The organism is Stenotrophomonas sp. SbOxS2 (assembly GCF_013416715.1).
Lineage (GTDB): Bacteria > Pseudomonadota > Gammaproteobacteria > Xanthomonadales > Xanthomonadaceae > Stenotrophomonas > Stenotrophomonas lactitubi.
In genome coordinates this window covers 320,781-335,294 of sequence record NZ_JAAVXD010000007.1, presented here as the reverse complement: position 1 = coordinate 335,294, position 14,514 = coordinate 320,781, and the positions used below count along the sequence as shown (strand labels likewise).

Here is a 14,514-nt window from a genome sequence, read left to right as displayed (position 1 = left end):
CACCCACCCGAGATGAAGAACAAAACGGATTTCACGCCTCCATGAGTTTGCAAGAATCCGCAAGGCGTTCACGACACCCAGCAAACCGGACCTCACCTGTCCTATCCTCTCCCCATGCCCTCCGCCCGCTTTCTCGACACGCTGCAGTCCATTCCCGCCACCGACTGGGATGCCCTGCACGACGGCCGCAACCCGTTCGTCAGCCACGCCTTCCTGTCCGGCCTGGAAACCTACGGCTGCCTGCGCGAGGACTGGGGCTGGCAGCCGCAGCACTTCACCCTGTGGGACGGCGACATGCTGGTTGGCGCCATTCCCGGCTACCTGAAGACCAACTCGCACGGCGAGTTCGTGTTCGACCATGCCTGGGCCAACGCCTATGCCCGCCATGGCCGCGACTACTACCCGAAGGGGCTCGGCGCGGCACCGTACTCGCCGGTGACCGGCCCGCGTATCCCACAGAATTGGCGCACTCCCGGCGTTCTCACACCGCAGGGTAATCTGGCTGGGTTTGTCGTCGGGGGCAGTGATGTGAACCTTTCCGTCGCTGCAGGTCCAGCCCGGCGGGCAACCGACGTTCGTGGTGACCAGTTCGATGGGGTACTGCGGATAGCCCTCGAAGGCGACATCCACCTGCTGTGAGCTTCCCTGAGGCAACTGGATTCCCTGGATGGGCTCGGCTTTCAAAGGAACGCAGCCCTTGCCTTCGCGGAAGAGCCGGTAGCCCTTCTCGACTCCTTTCATGGAAGCAGTGCGGAACACCGGGTCCTGGAGGGCGGCGGCGTCCGTGGCATTTGTGTGAAAAGCCACCTCGACCACTATGGACGGCATGATTGCGAAGTTGTTTTCACCATGCCCTGCGGCGACGCCACTTCGGGGAACAGGAAAGTCAGCGTAACCCTCCTGAGCGGTGATGAGCTCCCGCATGTAGCACAACGTCAGATCGGCGAGCTGTCGATCCGCTGGCTTGCTTGAATGGTAGAAAACCCTTGACCCACGGGCAACGCCTGGGACATCCGCATTGGTGTGGATGCTGAGCATCCCTGCAACGCCGAGATGATTGGCGTAGTACGGTCGAGCGCGGATGTCATCTGACACCTCCCTGTCGCTCGCAGTACTGTTCGCAAAGTGGTTCCAGATATCTGTTCGATCCGGAAGAAGATCCTTGAGATGGTAACGAGCTGACATCTCGTACCACGGACGCATTGAATCCGGGTGCGCACCGCCCCCGCCGCGACGCGCACGATGCACGGTCACCCCCCCGCGATCCTCCAGCAGCCGTTGCAGTTCGTCCGCATATCCGGGCGTAATCAGATCCTCCTGCACACCATTGCGTACAGGCCGCTGGAATTCCCACTCCATGCCGGGGTGCACTTTCAGCAGCCCGTGACTCGCCGAGACAAGAACCTGGCCCCCTGCCTGCCTGGCAGAGCCTTGCCGCTGCGCACTGATGTCGCGAGGAAAGTGTTCCCAGTAGGGCTTTCCCTCGTAAAGAATGACCGTTTCAACTTCGCCTACGCCGGCCTGCATCGTGTAGGCCTCCAGGGTGTTCCTGATGTACTGCTCCAGTTCCTCGAGCGAATGATCGTCCTCCGACGGCAGGACTCCAGCCCCGAAGCTGATGACGAGCCTCCGTTGCTGGATATCAACCGAGGCACCTACTGAGATGCCCGTGGATCTGGACTTGCGCACCTGGTGGTCATCCAGGATCTTCTGTGCCTGCCGCGTCAATAGAAGATCCAACGCCACATCTGTCTCAGCCGCGGGCGGTAAAGGCTGAGTGAGCGCCTGTGGACACTGCAAGTTGCAGGCAATGATCGACGCCAATCCAATGCGGCGGAACGCGCGCATGAAGTTCATATCAGTTCCTTTGAAAGGTTCAGCGGTGTCGGGTGATCCAAGGCCGGCACCAAAGCGCCGGCCTTTTCTTTTCAGCAGCGCCAGGCCATGCCAGGCACATGCAACACTGCCAACCGCCTAGGTCAGAACGCAGGATTGATTGAACTCCTGATACTCCGTCACTACGCCATCGGCATCGCGCAGGCGTGTCCGCCAGCGAACGGTTCCGGCGCCACTTCCGTTGCAGAGCAACTCCAGCTGCACTGGCCGGCTTGGGTCCATGAACTCCTCGTCCGACGGCGTACAGTTCCCCCCCACGCAAGAGGCGACGCCCAGCTCCAGCACTACGGGATACTGGGGATTGCCCTTGAACGCGACCGGGACAATGAGCGACGAACGTACCGGAATCTGCACATCCGGCAGAGGGTCGAGGGTCAAGGTCTCGCAGGCTTTCCCGGTCGCCCAAAGGCGATAGCCTTTCTCCACCCCCCTCATCGCAGCAGAACGAAACCCAGGGTCGAGAAGCGCCTTCGCGTCATCTGGATTCGTGTGGAAGGCCGTCTCGACAATGATCGATGGCATGTGCGCCTCTCGGTTCTCCCCTTTGTTCAGCGCGTGGGGAGCAGGGGCCACGGTGAACGCCCCATATTCAGGTAACGAGTGAATCAGCTCCTTCATCGAACACAGAACACTCTGCGCAAGGGCAGCATCCATCGGCCTCCCAGGCTGCACGATTACACGAGTGCCTCGTGCGGTCCCCGAAGGCTCTCCATTGCTGTGTAGATGAATCGCCACCTCAGCCCGGTGGTGGTTTGCGAGAAGCGGCCGACTATTGATGTCTTCACGCTCCTCCCGATCCCAAAGCGCACTGCCTGCGTATGTATTCCATATCTTTGTCTCGCCCGGATACTGCTCTGCAATTGCGTAGCGCGCAGCTATGGTCCACCACTCTTCACCACTAGGCGGATGAGTCGCCCCCATGATTTGAACGCGTGGACGGACGACAGGCATTTGGCTCCTTTGCTCGATCACCGCCTTTAGTTCCTCGGCGTACGATGGAGTCAACAACCCCTCGGAGACGCCATTCCATTCATCCCTCGAGGTCACCCACCGGTTGTCCTTGTAGCTGTAGAAATACCCATGCCCGGCTGCGACAAACGCCATCCCGGAACCAGGCATTCCACGTATCCGCCGCAGCGCCTCCCCCGCCTCGCGCGCCGCATCGTCCGCAGCCTTTATCTCGGGAAAGTAGTATTCGATCTCTTTCCCGTCATACAGAAAAATGACACGACTGAACGGAGCCGCCTGCTCGGCCCAATGCAGCAGCCCAAAGCTGATTTCACTTCTCTGATCCTCGAACGACGGGCCGTAATCGGCAGGAAGGAAGTTCCGATCCAGGGCCACGGTCATCACACCGTTGGCGATATCCGCTGACACTTCGATCCTGCGGCTACGCGCTTGCCCATCGACGAGACGGACGCGCTCCAGAATGTCGTGCGCCTTCTGGGTCAACAGAACGTCGAGTTCCGGGTCTCGCTCTGCCGCAGGGGAGGCTCGGCAGCCAGAACATGAGCAGGCCATAGTGCGCCCCCCATAAGAGCCAGCAGCAAAGGGATGGTTCTTCGTTGATTTCTTCGGGTCATCTTGACTACTCCTTGTGTGGGATGAATGCACCGCTCCTGCGGCCCACACAGCCTGTCCGGCGTCCCGCAGGCGTTCTTCCACCGTGCGCACACAGCCAGAGAGTTCAAACTTTCCTCATACAAGCAACGAAACAAATCAACCCAATCCCGCCAACACCGTTCGCACCCCACCTGCCCTATCCTTTCCCCCCATGCACTCCGCCCGCTTCCTCGACTCCCTGCAGTCCGTTCCCGCCACCGACTGGGATGCCCTGCACGACGGCCGCAACCCGTTCGTCAGCCACGCCTTCCTTGCCGGCCTGGAAACCTATGGCTGCCTGCGCGAGGACTGGGGCTGGCAGCCGCAGCATTTCACCCTGTGGGACGGCCACACCCTGGTTGGCGCCATTCCCGGCTACCTGAAGACCAACTCACACGGCGAGTTCGTGTTCGACCATGCCTGGGCCAACGCCTATGCGCGCCACGGCCGCGACTACTACCCGAAGTGGCTCGGCGCGGTGCCGTACTCGCCGGTGACCGGCCCGCGCCTGCTGGCCCGTGACGATTCGCAGCGTGTTGCGCTGCTGACGGCAGTGCGCGAACAGATGCCCGCACTCGGCGTGTCGTCAGCACACATCAATTTCCACACGGCAGCTGACGAGACCGCTTTCGGCGACGACTGGCTGCTGCGCGAGGACATTCAGTTCCAGTGGCAGAACCCGGGCGACTGGAGCACGTTCGAGCAGTTCCTCGGTGCCATGAACCACAAGCACCGCAAGAACATCCGCCAGGAGCGGGCCAAGGTCACCCGACAGGGCATCAGCTTCCGGGTGGTGCATGGCGACGAAGCGAGCCGCGCCGATCTGCAAGCCATGTACCGCTTCTACCTGCAGACCTTCCTGGAATACGGCAACGCGCCAGCGCTGACCGAGGCATTCCTGCGCCATCTGGCAATTTCACTGGGCCGTGGGCTGGTGCTGTTCCTGGCCGAACAGGACGGCGAACCCATTGCCGGTGCGTTGTGCCTGCGCGGTGGCGACACGCTGTACGGCCGCTACTGGGGCGGCGCCACCCTGCCCGGTCTGCACTTCGAGGCCTGCTACTACCAGGGCATCGAATACTGCCTGCGCGAGGGCGTGGCCCGCTTTGAGCCTGGCGCGCAGGGCGAACACAAACTGGCGCGTGGCTTCCTGCCGACCATCGTGCGAAGCCGGCACTGGGTGGCCGATGCGGAGTTTGCCGAGGCGCTGCGTGACTGGTGCCGGCAGGAGCGGCGGGATGTGCGGCGCTACCAGCAGGAGCTGCAGGGGCACAGCCCGTTTCGTGCGGAACCGTAGCGTCGGAGAAGCGTGCCAACCAAGGTTGGCAACTACCAGAGCAATTCAGGGCACTGCGCTCAGGTGCACTGCCAGAAATGCCCGCTCACCCGGCACTTCGCGCACCAGAAGCTGTAGAGCATGCCGCCACTCCCCCACAGCAACATGCCTTCATTGGTGGTCGGCAACGTTGAGTCGAGTTGCATCACGAAAGGCATCTGCTCGCCGCAATCGACGCACTCCGGATAGTGCGCGCTCTGCACCCAGCTCGGCGCGCCGCCCACGCGCGACAGGTTCTGCCGATGATTGGACTGGCCCCAGTCCTGCTGCTGCCAGCGAGAGCTATCCATCACAGCAAGACCAACCTCGGCCTGCATCAGGTCGCCGCTGTCGGTGGGATTGATCGGCACCTCACGGTGCTGGCTGGGGTGGCAGCTGGGCACGCCGTCCGCATCGTGGCGATAGAAACGCACGGGCGGATCTTCCCACCCGCAGCAGTCCAGGCACAGGCCCAGGGTGATCGAGCCGGCCGCTCCCTCCTCCAGCGCCGCAGTGTCGGTCTGCAACAGACGCTGCAGCGGTGCATGACAACTGCCACACACAGCGTCGAGCAAGCCGCCCATGTGCCCCGCATGCTGCACCTGACCGCCATTCCAGGTGGGGTGCAGCCGCCAGATCCGTTTGCGCCAGCCCGGCTCTTCGGCCACCTGTGCACGGTGCTGCCTGATTCCAAAGCGCAGGTGCAGCGGTTGCTGGTCATGCAGGCGGCGCAGCCGAGGGCCATCAGCCAGGCCTGCCCAGTGCGCCCAGACCTGCGCATCCAGATCGCTCCAGTCGGCCAGGTAGCCACGCGCGGCAGCATGGGTTTCCGGCTGGCTGGCCAACAGCACTGCCTTGGCGCGTTCCAGTTCGCGATCGTCGTCGGCCTCGGTCAACCGATGCGCCCAGTGCGCTGCGAGCGGCGGCGGTAATGCCTGCCAGATCTGCGGGGCCAATTGCACCCCATCTTCGGAAGCCGCCGCCAGCAGCGCCTCCCAGTCGCCTTGCAGCGTGTGCGGCGCCTGGTAGCTGGCGAACTCCAGCACGCTGGTCAGCAGCTCACTGCGCTCGCCGTCACGATAGCGCCGCCAGGCATCGGTACAGACCGGCGCGACAGCTTCATCCGGCAGCAGATCCAGCGCCGTATCGAGGAAGGCGGAGCTGGGCGAGCGGCGCTCCAGCGCTTGCAGCAGCAGCGCGCCAAGCTGGGGGCGGTCTTCGCTGGCCAGGGTCAACAGCATGCCCAGGCTGTCATTGCGTGTGCGCGGCGCATCGTGCGCATCGAGGATGGCGGTGATGGGGTCGCTCATGCAGGGCTCCTTGCCGGTGAAGCGTGATGGTGCCAGACATCGCGTATCGCCACGACGAATACAATGCCGACATGACCCGTCAGTTGCCCTGGCGCCTGGCCGATGCGCCGGATGCCCCCTTCCCGCCGGCCGAGACCGCGCTGCGCCAACCCGATGGCCTGCTGGCCGTGGGCGGCGACCTGCACCCGCTGCGCCTGCTCAACGCCTATGCCGGCGGCATCTTTCCGTGGTTCAGTGAGGGCGAGCCGATTCTGTGGTGGTCGCCGGACCCGCGCATGGTGTTCCGCACTGACGGCGTGCACCTGAGCAGCAGGTTCCGCCGGCAGCTGCGCGGCAGCACCTGGGAAGTGACCGCCGATACCGCCTTCAGCCAGGTGATGCGCGCCTGCGCCAGCGCCCCCCGTCCCGGCCAGGACGGCACCTGGATCAGCCCGGCGATGGTCGATGCCTACAGCCAGCTGCACGACCTGGGATTCGCGCATTCCTTCGAAGTGTGGGACCGGCAGACGCTGGTCGGTGGCATCTATGGCGTGGCCATTGGCGCGATGTTCTTCGGCGAAAGCATGTTCAGTGGCGCCAGCGGCGGCTCCAAGGTGGCGCTGGCGGCACTGGCGCGCACGCTGCATGGCTGGGGTTGGCCACTGATCGATGCGCAGGTGGAGAACCCGCACCTGCTGCGCATGGGCGCCGAGCACCTGCCGCGCGCGCCGTTTCTGCAACAGGTCCGCAGCGCGGTGCAGGCGCCGGGCCGGGAAGGCGCCTGGACCCAGCTGGTCGGGCGCGTGCCGGCAGCGGATTTTGCCGGGGAATAACACAATCTTTGCAAGCTGGGCGTTTGACGCGTAAAATGCTGCGCCTTAGGCCCAACGTGGCCGTTTTCTGAACCGCACAGGACTACATGTCGAAAGACGATTCCATCGAGTTCGAGGGCACCGTCAGCGAGACGCTGCCGAACACCACTTTCCGCGTTCGTCTGGAAAATGGGCACGAAATCATCGCCCACATCTCCGGCCGCATGCGCAAGAACTACATCCGCATCCTCACCGGTGACCGGGTCAAGGTTGAAATGACCCCGTACGACCTGACCAAGGGTCGTATCACCTACCGAATGAAGTAAGCGGCTGGCGCGTTGCGCCACCCCGACAAGGCCAGCCCTGGACGCTGGCCTTTTGTCATGCCTGAAATCCGGCCCTGCCGGACGGCACCCTGACCGAATGCACCGTGACATCGGTCAGCCATGCTTGCGGCAGATTCGCATTCGCACCGGCGGCGTCATCGTGGCACCCGATCCAGTCCGGATCGCCACCCCCTGCCCCCGTCATGAACATGTCTTCCCTGCCCGCTGGCTTCGCCGCACTCGCACTCATCGCTGCCGCCCTGATCGCTCCCGCCGCCCAGGCCGCCGACACAGCGCCAGCCACCACCGGCGACAGCTGCTATGCGTTGAGTGAGGACCAGCAGATCGTGCGCGCCGGCGCTGATCGCGATGTGCTGCTGCGCAATGGTGACCAGCACTACCGCGTCATCTTCACCGCCTCCTGCAACAGCGCCGTGACCTCGCGCCGGCTGGCGTTTGAAACCCAGGGCCAGAGCAACCAGCTGTGCGGCGGTTCGCGCAGCGTGCTGAAAACCGACCGCGCCAGCTGCACGGTCGAGCGGATCGAGCCCCTCGAAGCTGCCACCTTCCAGCGCATGGCCCGCCAGCGCAGCCGTTGAAGGCTGACACGACAAGGGCGGCCTGAGCCGCCCTGTCGTTGCCTCCGTCGCTGGGCAGTGCCCGGCAGACGCTTATTCCACCGTGGCCGGCAACAGCCGCTCAGGCTCGGCCTGCGCCTCAACAACCAGCTCGTCGTTGCGCACGTCGATGCTGACCTTGCCGCCGTTGACCAGCTTGCCGAACAGCAGCTCGTCGGCCAGCGGGCGCTTGACCTTGTCCTGCAGCACCCGCGCCATCGGGCGGGCGCCCATCAGCGGGTCGAAGCCATGGTGGGCCAGCCAGTCGCGCGCGGTCGGCGTGGCCGACAGGCTGACGTGCTTCTCCTGCAGCAGCATCTCCAGCTCGATCAGGAACTTGTCCACCACGCGCAGGATGTGCTCGAAGCCGAGCGGCTGGAACTGCACCACCGCATCAAGGCGGTTGCGGAACTCCGGGGTGAACGCACGACGGATGGTCTCCATCGCATCGGTGGCGTGGTCCTGCTTGGTGAAACCGATCGAGCGCCGCGAGGCCTGCGCCGCGCCGGCATTGGTGGTCATCACCAGCACCACGTTCTTGAAGTTGGCTTCGCGACCGTTGGTGTCGGTCAGCACGCCGCGGTCCATCACCTGCAACAGGATATTGAAGATGTCCGGGTGCGCCTTCTCGATTTCATCCAGCAGCAGCACGCAGTGCGGCGTCTTGACGATCTTCTCGGTCAGCAGGCCGCCCTGGTCGAAGCCGACGTAGCCCGGAGGCGCACCGATCAGGCGGCTGATCGAATGCGGCTCCATGTACTCGGACATGTCGAATCGGACCAGCTCGATGCCCAGCTGCAGCGCCAGCTGCTTGGTCACCTCGGTCTTGCCGACACCGGTGGGGCCGGCGAACAGGAAGTTGCCGATCGGCTTTTCCGGATTGCCCAGGCCCGAGCGCGCCAGCTTGATGGCCGACGCCAAGGTGCCGATGGCCGGATCCTGGCCGAAGATCACCATCTTCAGGTTGCGCTCCAGGTGCTGCAGCACATCCTTGTCGGTGGCACTGACCTGCTTGGCCGGGATGCGCGCCATCTTGGCGACGATGGCCTCGACCTCTTCGACGTCGATCAGCTCCTTGCGCTGACCTTCCGGCAACAGGCGCTGGCGGGCACCGGCCTCATCGATCACGTCGATGGCCTTGTCCGGCAGCAGGCGATCGGCAATGTGCTTGACCGACAGGTCGACGGCGGCCTGCAGCGCTTCATCGGCGTAGGTGACGCCGTGGTGCGCTTCGTACTTGGACTTCAGGCCCTGCAGGATCTCGTAGGTTTCGCCCACGGTCGGCTCGACGATGTCGATCTTCTGGAAGCGACGGGCCAGCGCCCGGTCCTTCTCGAAGATGCCGCGGTATTCCTGGAAGGTGGTCGAGCCGATGCAGCGCAGCTCGCCCGATGCCAATGCCGGCTTGATCAGGTTGGAGGCATCCATGGTGCCGCCCGACGCCGAACCGGCGCCGATGATGGTGTGGATCTCGTCGATGAACAGCACCGCATTGGGCACCTTCTTCAACGCGGTCAGCACGCCCTTCAGGCGCTTCTCGAAGTCGCCACGGTATTTGGTGCCGGCCACCAGCGCGCCGAGGTCGAGCGAATAGATGACCGCATCGGCCAGCACGTCCGGCACAGAGCCTTCAACGATGCGTCGGGCCAGGCCTTCGGCAATCGCGGTCTTGCCGACGCCGGCCTCGCCCACGTACAGCGGGTTGTTCTTGCGGCGGCGGCACAGGACCTGGATGGTGCGTTCGATCTCGTCGGCACGGCCCACCAGCGGGTCGATGCGACCGGCACGGGCCTGCTCGTTGAGGTTGCTGGCGAACTCGGTAAGGGCATCGCCCTTGGGCTCGCCCTCGCCCCCTTCCATGCGGCCCTCGCCCTCGGACGAGGACGGCTGCTCGCCCTCCTCACCCAGCTTGGCGATGCCGTGGGACAGGTAATTGACCACATCCAGCCGGGTGACATCCTGCTGGTTGAGGTAATAGACGGCGTGGGAGTCCTTTTCGCCGAAGATGGCGACCAGCACGTTGGCGCCGGTGACCTCCTTCTTGCCGGAGGACTGCACGTGGTACACGGCCCGCTGCAGCACGCGCTGGAAGCCCAGGGTCGGCTGGGTATCGCGGCCGTCATCTTCGGCCAGGCGGGACACGGAGGCCTCGATGGCCTGCTCCAGCTCCTGGCGCAGGCGGTCGGCGTCGGCGCCACAGGCCTTCAATACGGCCTGAGCGGACGGGTTGTCGAGCAGTGCCAACAGCAGGTGTTCGACCGTCATGAACTCATGTCGGGCCTCACGGGCGCGCTTGTAGCACTGGCCGATGGTGTGTTCGAGGTCTTTGCTGAACATGGATTACTCCGGCGGCAGTTGGGGACAATATGCGGCCTGACTACGCGATTTCCATCACCCTAGCGGATTGCGACGTTCAGATGGCGTTAGCAGTGCGAACCGCTTGATCATCGTTCACTCCAGGACAGCACCCTCACCATGAGCGAACCCTACCTGAGCCGCTGGCGATTGCGACGTGATGGTCCTTCGATCCGTACCCCCCATGCCCGGCTCTGGCCGGTGCTGACCGCCTCTGGCGAGGCGGCCATGTTGAAGGTGAGCACGGAGACAGAGGAACAGAACGGCCATCGCCTGCTGCGCTGGTGGAACGGCGACGGTGCCGCACGCCTGCTGGCCCACGAGGGGCCGGCGATCCTGATCGAACGGGCGCACGGCGATTCGCTGCGGCAACGTTCGATCAAGGGCGAGGACGACGCCTGCACCATGATCCTGTGCCAGGTCCTGCAGCAGCTGCACCGGCCACGGAGCGCACCGCCAGAAGATCTGGTCTGCCTGCGTAGATGGTTCGCCGATCTGCTGCAGGCAAGGGCGCCGCTGCCGCCATTGCTGGAACAGTGCAGATCGCTGGCGATGGCACTGCTGGAGGATGAGCAGGAGATACGGCCGCTGCATGGCGACCTGCACCACGACAACGTGCTGGATTTCGGCGCACGGGGCTGGCTGGCGATCGACCCGAAGCGGCTGCTGGGCGATCGCGCGTTCGATTACACAACGATGTTCAGCAACCCGGACCTGTGCGGGCCAGGCATCCATGTGGCCACCCGGCCAGAGCGCTTGCATGCCCGGCTGGAACAGGTCTGCCGGCTGGCTGATATCGAGCGCACGCGGCTGCTGCGCTGGATCGCGGCCAGTGCCGGGCTGTCAGCGGTGTGGTTCCGGGATGACGGCGACCCGGCCGACATCGATGAGGCGGTAGCCGGGATGGCTTTGCAGGCGCTGGCGGAGGCGTGAACCCTCTGCCTGCCCTGGTAGGTGCGCACCCTGGCGGGCACGCTCCATCCGGGGTCGATACGCCCGGCCAGAAAGCAGCCGAGCATCGGCTCGGCTCTACAGATCGTGGGCGGTCAGGCCTTTTCCATCGTGCACAGCAACGGATGCTGGTTCATCCGCGCGTACTCGTTGACCTGGGCCACCTTGGTCTCGGCCACTTCACGGGTGAACACACCGCAGACGCCACGGCCACGGGTGTGGACGTGCAGCATCACCTGGGTGGCCTTGTCCAGGTCCATGTTGAAGAACTGCTGCAGGACGTCCACGACGAAATCCATCGGGGAGTAGTCGTCATTGAGCAGCATGACCTGATAGAACGGCGGCGGCGCTACTTCCGGGCGCGCGGGCTCCACGGCAACGCCGTGCTCGTGGTGGGAATCGGGGGCGGACTCGCGAGGCATCGGTCCATTATAAGGGCTGAGACGGCCCTGCGTCGGCCCTGCGCGGAATGGACGGCAAGGACGCCCGCCGTCACAATTGCACCTTCCCACACTCTTGGTTTCACAGGATCTTCATGAAAAGGACCCTTCTCTCCGCCCTGCTGATCGCCCTGGCTGCCGCTGGCACCGCTGGCGCTGCGACCACCACTGACAGCGCGAATGCCGACAAGGCCGTTGCCCGTCATCTGGAAAAGCTGGGCTACACCTACGAGGTGGATGAAGACGGCGACTACCAGATGGTGTTCGACGTCGAAGGCGATCGCACCCAGATCGTCTATGTGCGCTCGTCGGTGGAAGACTTCGGTACCCACAACATCCGTGAGATCTGGTCGCCGGGTTATACCTCGCAGACCAAGCAGTTCCCGGTGGCCGTGGCCAACCGCCTGCTGGAAGACTCGCAGGATGCCAAGATGGGCGGCTGGGTGAAGCAGGAGTCGACCGCGATGTTCGTGGTGAAGATCGATGCCGACGCCACCTCCGACCAGCTCAGCGACGCCATCGATGCGGCCATCCGCACCGCCGATGCGATGGAGCTGGAGCTGACCAAGAAGGACGACCTCTGAGTTGAACACCTCGCCGGACCCGCGCTGGGCACCGCACGCAACCGTCGCCACCGTGGTGATCGACGGCGGCCGGGTGCTGCTGGTCGAAGAAACCATTGAGGGCCGGCAGGTGCTGAACCAGCCGGCCGGGCACCTGGAGCCGGGCGAAAGCCTGGCTGCAGCCGCCCTGCGCGAGACCGTCGAGGAAACCGGCTGGACAGTGGAACTGACCGCCTTCATCGGCTGCTACCAGTGGACCGCCGCTGACGGCACCCCGTTCCTGCGCTTCTGTTACGCCGCGCGCCCGGTCTCGCACGACCCGGCGCGGCCGCTGGATGCCGGCATTGATCGGGCGCTGTGGATGACCCCGGCCGAACTGCAGGCCGCCGCCGGACGTCAGCGCAGCCCGCTGGTCTGGCAGGTGCTGGCCGACTACCTGGCCGGCCAGCGCTACCCGCTTGCGCTGGTCCGGGAGGTCGCATGAGCAGCCCACGGGTGATGGTTGGCGTGTCTGGCGGCGTGGATTCTTCCGTCGCCGCCTGGCGCCTGGTACAGCAGGGCGAGGCCGTGGCCGGTCTGTTCATGCAGAACTGGGCCGACGACGGCAGCGGTGACTGCCGCGCCGAGGACGACCGCCGCGATGCGGTGGCGGTGTGCGGGCTGCTGGGCATCCCGTTCCATTTCCGCGATTTCTCCAACGAGTACTGGCAGGGGGTGTTCGAGCACTTCTTGGCCGAGTACGCCGCCGGCCGCACGCCCAACCCGGACGTGCTGTGCAACCGCGAAGTGAAGTTCAAGCACTTCCTGGATGCTGCCCGCGAGCTGGGCGCCGAGCGGATCGCCACCGGCCACTACGCGCGCATCGCCCAGCGCGGGCATCAATGGCTGCTGCTGCGCGGCGCCGATCGTTCCAAGGACCAGAGCTACTTCCTGCACCAGCTGGGACAGGAACAACTGGCGGCCACGCTGTTCCCGATTGGTGATCTGGAAAAGAGCGACCTGCGCCGGATTGCCCGCGACGTGAGCCTGCCGACCCACGCCAAGAAGGATTCGACCGGCATCTGCTTCATCGGCGAGCGCGATTTCCGCGAGTTTCTCGGACGCTACCTGCCGGCCAAAACCGGGCAGATCCTCGACCCCAGCGATGGCAGCGTGATCGCTGAACACCCTGGCGTTTTCTATTTCACCCTGGGTCAGCGCGAAGGCCTGAACATCGGCGGCGTGCGCGGCCGCCCTGCCGCCCCCTGGTATGTGGTCGGCAAGGACGTGGCGAGCAACGTGCTGTACGTGGACCAGGACCGTGACAGCCCGTGGATGCTGTCCAACCGGCTGCGCTCGGAGACCGCGCACTGGATTGCCGGTGCGCCGCCGGCACGGCGTTTTGAATGCACCGCGCAGACCCGCTACCGCCAGCCGGACGAGCCGTGCACGGTGGACGTGCTGGACGACGGCAGCGTGCAGGTTTGCTTTGCCCGGCCGCAGCGTGCAGTCACCCCCGGGCAATCCCTGGTGCTGTATGACGGTGAGGTCTGCCTGGGTGGCGCGGTGATCGCCGCCACCGACGCGCCGCTGGAACAGCGCCTGCGCACCACCCCTTCCCCTTTTGAGGTACTCGCTGCATGAGTTTCACTGTCGACGACCGCGTTCTGGCTTTGGCCGGCATTGCCCAGGCCCTGCAGCAGGTACGCCGTATCGCCGATACCGGCCATTCCGACGCCGCTGCCGTGCGCACCGCCGTAGACAGCGTGTTCCGCATCGATGCGTCCTCGCCGCAGGCGGTGTTTGGTGATCGGCACGCACTGAAGTCGGGCCTGCGCCTGCTGCACAATCATTTCCGCAGCCAGGGCCAGGATCCGATCCTGCCCAAGCTGGCCCTGTCGGTGCTGCAGCTGGAGCGCCGGTTCGTGCAGGACGGGGCCACCGTGAACAAGGTCGCCTCGGGTATCGAGCGCGCACAGCAGCAGGCCGCCGCGCTGGGTGACAGCGGCCATCCCGATGTACTGGCCGCCCTGGGTGGCCTGTATGCGGACACCATCAGCCACCTCAAGCCGCGGGTGATGGTGCAGGGCAACCCGCACTACCTGGGCCAGGCCGGCGTGGTGGCCGAGATCCGTGCACTGCTGCTGGCCGCCGTGCGCGCCGCGGTGCTGTGGCGGCAGCTGGGTGGCAGCTACTGGGATTTCCTGCTCAGCCGCAAGGCGATGGTCGAGGCCGTGGACCGGCAGCTGGCCTGAAGTGCGGGGTCGGATCCCTTTCCTGCAGGGATAGGGCCCTGACCCCAGACCACCCGGGCGCGCCGGAAAACCGGCGCATTCAGAATGCATTTCGGAGCACATCGACGTTAAAGA

The 14,514-nt window shown here is 64.8% G+C and carries 13 protein-coding genes and 2 pseudogenes; 10 read left to right on the top strand and 5 right to left on the bottom strand.

Going from position 1 to position 14,514, the window contains the following annotated elements:
• Positions 1-114: 114 nt before the first annotated feature.
• A pseudogene (locus tag HFK18_RS16270) lies at positions 115-453 on the top strand (peptidogalycan biosysnthesis protein); the annotation flags it as partial.
• 288 nt (positions 454-741) lie between these two features.
• Here HFK18_RS16270 and HFK18_RS21920 read toward each other — a convergent pair.
• Positions 742-1,359, bottom strand: a pseudogene (locus tag HFK18_RS21920) (N-acetylmuramoyl-L-alanine amidase); the annotation flags it as partial.
• A 615-nt stretch (positions 1,360-1,974) separates the two neighbouring features.
• Entirely contained in the window at positions 1,975-3,348 is a 1,374-nt protein-coding gene (locus HFK18_RS16260) for an N-acetylmuramoyl-L-alanine amidase (protein WP_180167024.1), read from the bottom strand.
• Positions 3,349-3,670: 322 nt separating this feature from the next.
• On the opposite strand from HFK18_RS16260, the gene HFK18_RS16255 reads away from it, so the two are divergent.
• Positions 3,671-4,795: a GNAT family N-acetyltransferase gene (locus HFK18_RS16255; protein ID WP_180167023.1), complete on the top strand. Its 1,125-nt coding sequence runs from the start codon at positions 3,671-3,673 to the stop codon at positions 4,793-4,795.
• Between the two features lie 59 nt (positions 4,796-4,854).
• Here the strand turns inward: HFK18_RS16255 and HFK18_RS16250 are convergent, their stop codons facing one another.
• The gene (locus tag HFK18_RS16250; protein WP_180167022.1) at positions 4,855-6,123 is read right to left on the bottom strand and encodes a hypothetical protein; all 1,269 of its coding nucleotides are present in this window, start codon (positions 6,121-6,123) and stop codon (positions 4,855-4,857) included.
• 71 nt (positions 6,124-6,194) lie between these two features.
• Between HFK18_RS16250 and aat the strand changes: the two genes are divergently transcribed.
• The 3 genes from aat to HFK18_RS16235 all read left to right on the top strand — a co-directional run bounded on the left by aat (position 6,195) and on the right by HFK18_RS16235 (position 7,839).
• Positions 6,195-6,935 carry a leucyl/phenylalanyl-tRNA--protein transferase gene (gene aat / locus HFK18_RS16245; RefSeq protein WP_100465323.1) on the top strand — a complete coding sequence of 247 codons (741 nt, stop codon included), beginning with the start codon at positions 6,195-6,197 and terminating at the stop codon, positions 6,933-6,935.
• An 86-nt stretch (positions 6,936-7,021) separates the two neighbouring features.
• A complete protein-coding gene (gene infA / locus HFK18_RS16240) occupies positions 7,022-7,240 on the top strand; it encodes a translation initiation factor IF-1 (RefSeq protein ID WP_005409596.1) in 219 nt (72 codons plus the stop codon).
• Positions 7,241-7,449: 209 nt separating this feature from the next.
• Positions 7,450-7,839 (top strand): hypothetical protein, encoded by a 390-nt coding sequence (locus HFK18_RS16235; RefSeq protein WP_306669842.1) that lies wholly within the window; start codon positions 7,450-7,452, stop codon positions 7,837-7,839.
• A gap of 72 nt (positions 7,840-7,911) precedes the next feature.
• On the opposite strand, the gene clpA is transcribed toward HFK18_RS16235, so the two are convergent.
• Positions 7,912-10,194 (bottom strand): ATP-dependent Clp protease ATP-binding subunit ClpA, encoded by a 2,283-nt coding sequence (gene clpA, locus HFK18_RS16230; protein ID WP_049467362.1) that lies wholly within the window; start codon positions 10,192-10,194, stop codon positions 7,912-7,914.
• A 138-nt stretch (positions 10,195-10,332) separates the two neighbouring features.
• On the opposite strand from clpA, the gene HFK18_RS16225 reads away from it, so the two are divergent.
• Positions 10,333-11,145 carry an APH(6) family putative aminoglycoside O-phosphotransferase gene (locus tag HFK18_RS16225; protein ID WP_180167020.1) on the top strand — a complete coding sequence of 271 codons (813 nt, stop codon included), beginning with the start codon at positions 10,333-10,335 and terminating at the stop codon, positions 11,143-11,145.
• Between the two features lie 113 nt (positions 11,146-11,258).
• Here HFK18_RS16225 and clpS read toward each other — a convergent pair whose 3' ends face one another.
• Positions 11,259-11,585 (bottom strand): ATP-dependent Clp protease adapter ClpS, encoded by a 327-nt coding sequence (gene clpS / locus HFK18_RS16220; RefSeq protein ID WP_025879127.1) that lies wholly within the window; start codon positions 11,583-11,585, stop codon positions 11,259-11,261.
• 113 nt (positions 11,586-11,698) lie between these two features.
• On the opposite strand from clpS, the gene HFK18_RS16215 reads away from it, so the two are divergent.
• Genes HFK18_RS16215 through hflD form a run of 4 tightly spaced genes read left to right on the top strand, consistent with a single transcriptional unit; the run spans position 11,699 to position 14,400 of the window.
• Positions 11,699-12,187: a hypothetical protein gene (locus HFK18_RS16215; RefSeq protein WP_180167019.1), complete on the top strand. Its 489-nt coding sequence runs from the start codon at positions 11,699-11,701 to the stop codon at positions 12,185-12,187.
• A gap of 1 nt (position 12,188) precedes the next feature.
• A complete protein-coding gene (locus HFK18_RS16210) occupies positions 12,189-12,650 on the top strand; it encodes an NUDIX hydrolase (RefSeq protein WP_180167018.1) in 462 nt (153 codons plus the stop codon).
• Positions 12,647-13,789, top strand: coding sequence for a tRNA 2-thiouridine(34) synthase MnmA (gene mnmA, locus HFK18_RS16205; RefSeq protein WP_180167017.1), 1,143 nt, complete (start codon positions 12,647-12,649; stop codon positions 13,787-13,789). Before HFK18_RS16210 ends, mnmA begins: the two co-directional genes overlap by 4 nt.
• Positions 13,786-14,400 carry a high frequency lysogenization protein HflD gene (hflD, locus tag HFK18_RS16200; protein ID WP_100552495.1) on the top strand — a complete coding sequence of 205 codons (615 nt, stop codon included), beginning with the start codon at positions 13,786-13,788 and terminating at the stop codon, positions 14,398-14,400. The genes mnmA and hflD overlap by 4 nt, the downstream gene beginning before the upstream one ends.
• Positions 14,401-14,514 lie beyond the last annotated feature (114 nt).